Source organism: Shewanella sp. 0m-6, assembly GCF_052977325.1.
Window position 1 is genome coordinate 1 of sequence record NZ_JBRIMD010000059.1, and the last position, 3,506, is coordinate 3,506.

1 protein-coding gene and 1 tRNA gene are annotated in these 3,506 nt (G+C 43.4%); both read right to left on the reverse strand.

The window, feature by feature from the left end; translation table 11 throughout:
* Positions 1-921: 921 nt before the first annotated feature.
* Positions 922-2,265 carry an NADP-specific glutamate dehydrogenase gene (gene gdhA, locus ACVBJC_RS20285; protein ID WP_447162716.1) on the reverse strand — a complete coding sequence of 448 codons (1,344 nt, stop codon included), beginning with the start codon at positions 2,263-2,265 and terminating at the stop codon, positions 922-924.
* 697 nt (positions 2,266-2,962) lie between these two features.
* A tRNA-Ser gene (locus tag ACVBJC_RS20290) sits at positions 2,963-3,053 on the reverse strand.
* Between the last annotated feature and the right edge of the window lie 453 nt (positions 3,054-3,506).

A 3,506-nucleotide genomic window follows, 5' to 3' on the forward strand; every position in this document is an offset into this window, starting at 1 on the left:
TCTCGTGTTAACAACCATCATTCGAAGCTCTTAAAGCGTTTGTCACCTGAATCAAATCTCCTAGGAGTTTTAACTCTCTAACACTGCTGCAAGTCCCGTGCTATCTAGCTTAACGCTGGGTAGGTGGCCTGCTGTGCCGTGTCAGTGGGGTCGCATTATAGGGAGTTTTCAGATCAGCGCAAGCGCTTTTTGAAATAAAAATACATTTAATTGCCATTCTTTTATAAGGCACAGCAAAGCAACAGCTTACACACAGAGTTATACACAAAATAGGTGTAAAACGAGTCATTAATGATGAATTGGCACTACTCGCTTGAGCGAAACATAGAGAGGATCGCGCCTATATTTACTTCACTGACACTAGTACGCTGGTACTTGCTGGCTCATCAAGCAGTAAACGGCCGCTTTTAACTATGCTTAAACGATAAAGTGAATTAACCCATAAAGGCGCCACTCACCTATAGCCACTAACTTATACAGGTGACCACTTCTATATAGTTAACCTATCGCTATGATGGGGCTAGCGATAAGTGAATCGATATCGCTTTCGGCTATTATAATAACGCCGCAGTTTGGAAAATCCATAAACCTGCCTGCTTCTATAAAATTTAGCATACAGAATGTCGCGATATCAGATGTGACTATAAGTAGATGGAGAATATAAAGAGCTATGCAGCATGAGGCTGATAGCACGACTTCAGTAACACTTTACGGCTTATTTATATCGGCCACTATATAAGAGATACCCAAACAGTCACTTAAGTCGAGGTTTAGGTCGATGTTTCAGTCTAGCCTTGGCTAAGCTAGCAAGAGGGTTGTCACTTTCTAATGGTATTAATCTACAACTTAAAATGAAAAAGGACCGAAAGGTCCTTTTACACTTTATTTGATGACTCTATTTAGTGGTTTTATTTAATGACGTTAGTAGACGCCTTGCGCCTTCATTGCATCTGCCACTTTGACAAAGCCGGCTACGTTAGCCCCAAGCTCATAGTTGATATGCTCGTTTTCACGACCATATTGTTCACATGTTGCATGGATTGAGTACATGATATCGCGCAGACGCATATCCACTTCTTCACGGCTCCAGTTTAGACGCAGTGCGTTTTGACTCATTTCTAAACCTGAAGTAGCAACGCCCCCCGCATTAGCAGCTTTACCTGGTGCAAATAACACTTTAGCTTCGTGCAGCAAGATAATGGCTTCAGCAGTACTTGGCATATTGGCGCCTTCAGCAACAATCTGAACGCCATTTTCAATAAGCATTGCCGCATGTTCGCTATCCAACTCATTTTGTGTTGCACAAGGTAGGGCAACATCAGCAGCAAATTGCCAAGGCGTACCAGCAGTCACATACTCTAGCCCCATTTCATAGGCATAATCTGCAACGCGACCACGGCGTTCATTTTTCACTTCCATCAACTTAGCAAGTTTCTCAGTGGTGAAACCTTCTGGATCGAATACTACGCCGCTAGAGTCAGATGCGGTAATGACCTTCCCCCCCATCTCCATCGCTTTCTCGATTGCATACTGAGCAACATTACCAGAACCCGATACGGTAACAGTTTTACCTTCTAATGTTTCGCCTTTGGCTTTTAGCATAGCTTCAACAAAGTACAATAAACCATAACCCGTAGCTTCAGGGCGGATCAAACTGCCGCCAAATGTTAGCCCTTTGCCAGTAAACACACATTCAGCACTATTAGTCAGCTTTTTCATCATACCGGTCATGTAGCCGACTTCGCGAGCTCCCACACCGATATCGCCTGCAGGCACATCTGTATCTGCACCTAAGTGACGATGCAGTTCAAACATTAATGCCTGACAGAAACGCATGACTTCGCCATCGCTTTTTCCTTTAGGGTCAAAATCACTACCGCCTTTACCGCCGCCCATTGGTAAAGTAGTTAAGGCGTTCTTAAAGGTTTGCTCAAAGGCTAAGAACTTAAGTACCGACTGGTTAACTGAAGGGTGGAAACGCATACCGCCCTTAAAAGGACCAATAGCAGAGTTATGCTGAATTCTAAACGCGCGGTTCACCTGAACTTTACCTTGGTCATCAACCCACGATACACGGAACTGGATCAGACGCTCCGGCTCAACTAAACGCTCTAAAATCCCAGCATCTAAATATTCAGGATGCGCTGCAACAAAAGGCCAAATAGAAGTTAGCACCTCTTTTACGGCTTGCAAGAACTCAGGCTGGTTAGGGTTACGAACGGCAACAGTGGAAAGAAAACTATCGAGAGTCAAATCGCAGCTCATTGTGGTGCTCCAGGGTATACAAAGAATGATGATTGCTACTGCTTGGATTGCGATCGCAAACCCGCAGTTTATTGTGTGGGTAGGTTTATATCAGGAATTGATAGTTAATGAATACAATTCATCATTAATCCTGTGTGTTTCCTCAAGAAAATTAAACATATCCACCCAACAGAATGAATTCATTAATAAATACCTCTATAAAATGAGAATTCATCAATTCACAGCAAACAACTCATTCAGTAACAGCAAGCTAAGCCATATATAAGAGACAAAAATTACTAATATTTGCAACTGGAACTAGGTGTATAGATGATACTAATAAAAAGTTCCACACTGACTACCCAAACGAAAAAAGGCTTCACTCTTTATTCAAGAACGGAGGCCCTTCTCTAATAAAGTACAGGGATAGGCGGCTTCTGATAACAGGAACCCTGGGGTTCAGAGTGTGGCCTCAAGAATGCGAAAAGGCCTCAGCATTTCTGCTGAGGCCTCAGGGATAGCTGACTTTAATCAACAGGAACCCTAGGGTTCAGATTAAATTACCCAAACGAAAAAGGGCTAGTCTTTCGACTAGCCCTTCATCTTGAATGTGGCGCCGGGATAGCTGACTTTAAACAATAGGAACCCTAGGGTTCTAATCTGCTTTATATCCGAAACGAAAAAGGGCTTCCATTACTGGAAGCCCTTTCTCTAAATGTGGCGGAGGGATAGGGATTTGAACCCTAGATGGGCTATAAACCCATGCCGGTTTTCAAGACCGGTGCATTCGACCACTCTGCCATCCCTCCGAACGCCGCAGATAATAAGGATACTCGACTGCAATGTAAAGCCTAATTTGATTCGAATGGCTAAATTTTGAATCATTTCTGCAATTTTACTCAAACCTTAGTGGCTTCTGGCAGAAAACAACCAATTATCGAGCGCAACAGCCTTAGACCGAATTTTTAACTGAACGTATAAGGCTCCCCCATTCTTTATTCAAAAATTCATGCCCTTTCTCTAAATGTACCGCCGGGATAGCTGACTTTAAGCAACAGGACCCCTTAGGGTTCAATTTTGGTTAGATCAGAATGCGAAAAGGCCTCAGCATTTCTGCTGAGGCCTCATCTAAATGTGGCGCTGGGATAGCTGACTTTAAGCAACAGGAACCCTTGGGGTTCAATTCTGTTTAGATCAGAATGCGAAAAGGCCTCAACATTTCTGCTGAGGCCTCATCTAAATGTGGCGCCGGGATAGCTGAC

Coding starts and splice junctions, on each gene's coding strand:
- gdhA (WP_447162716.1), bottom strand. CDS start 2,265: ATGAGCTGCGATTTGACTCTCGATAGTTTTCTTTCCACTGTTGCCGTT.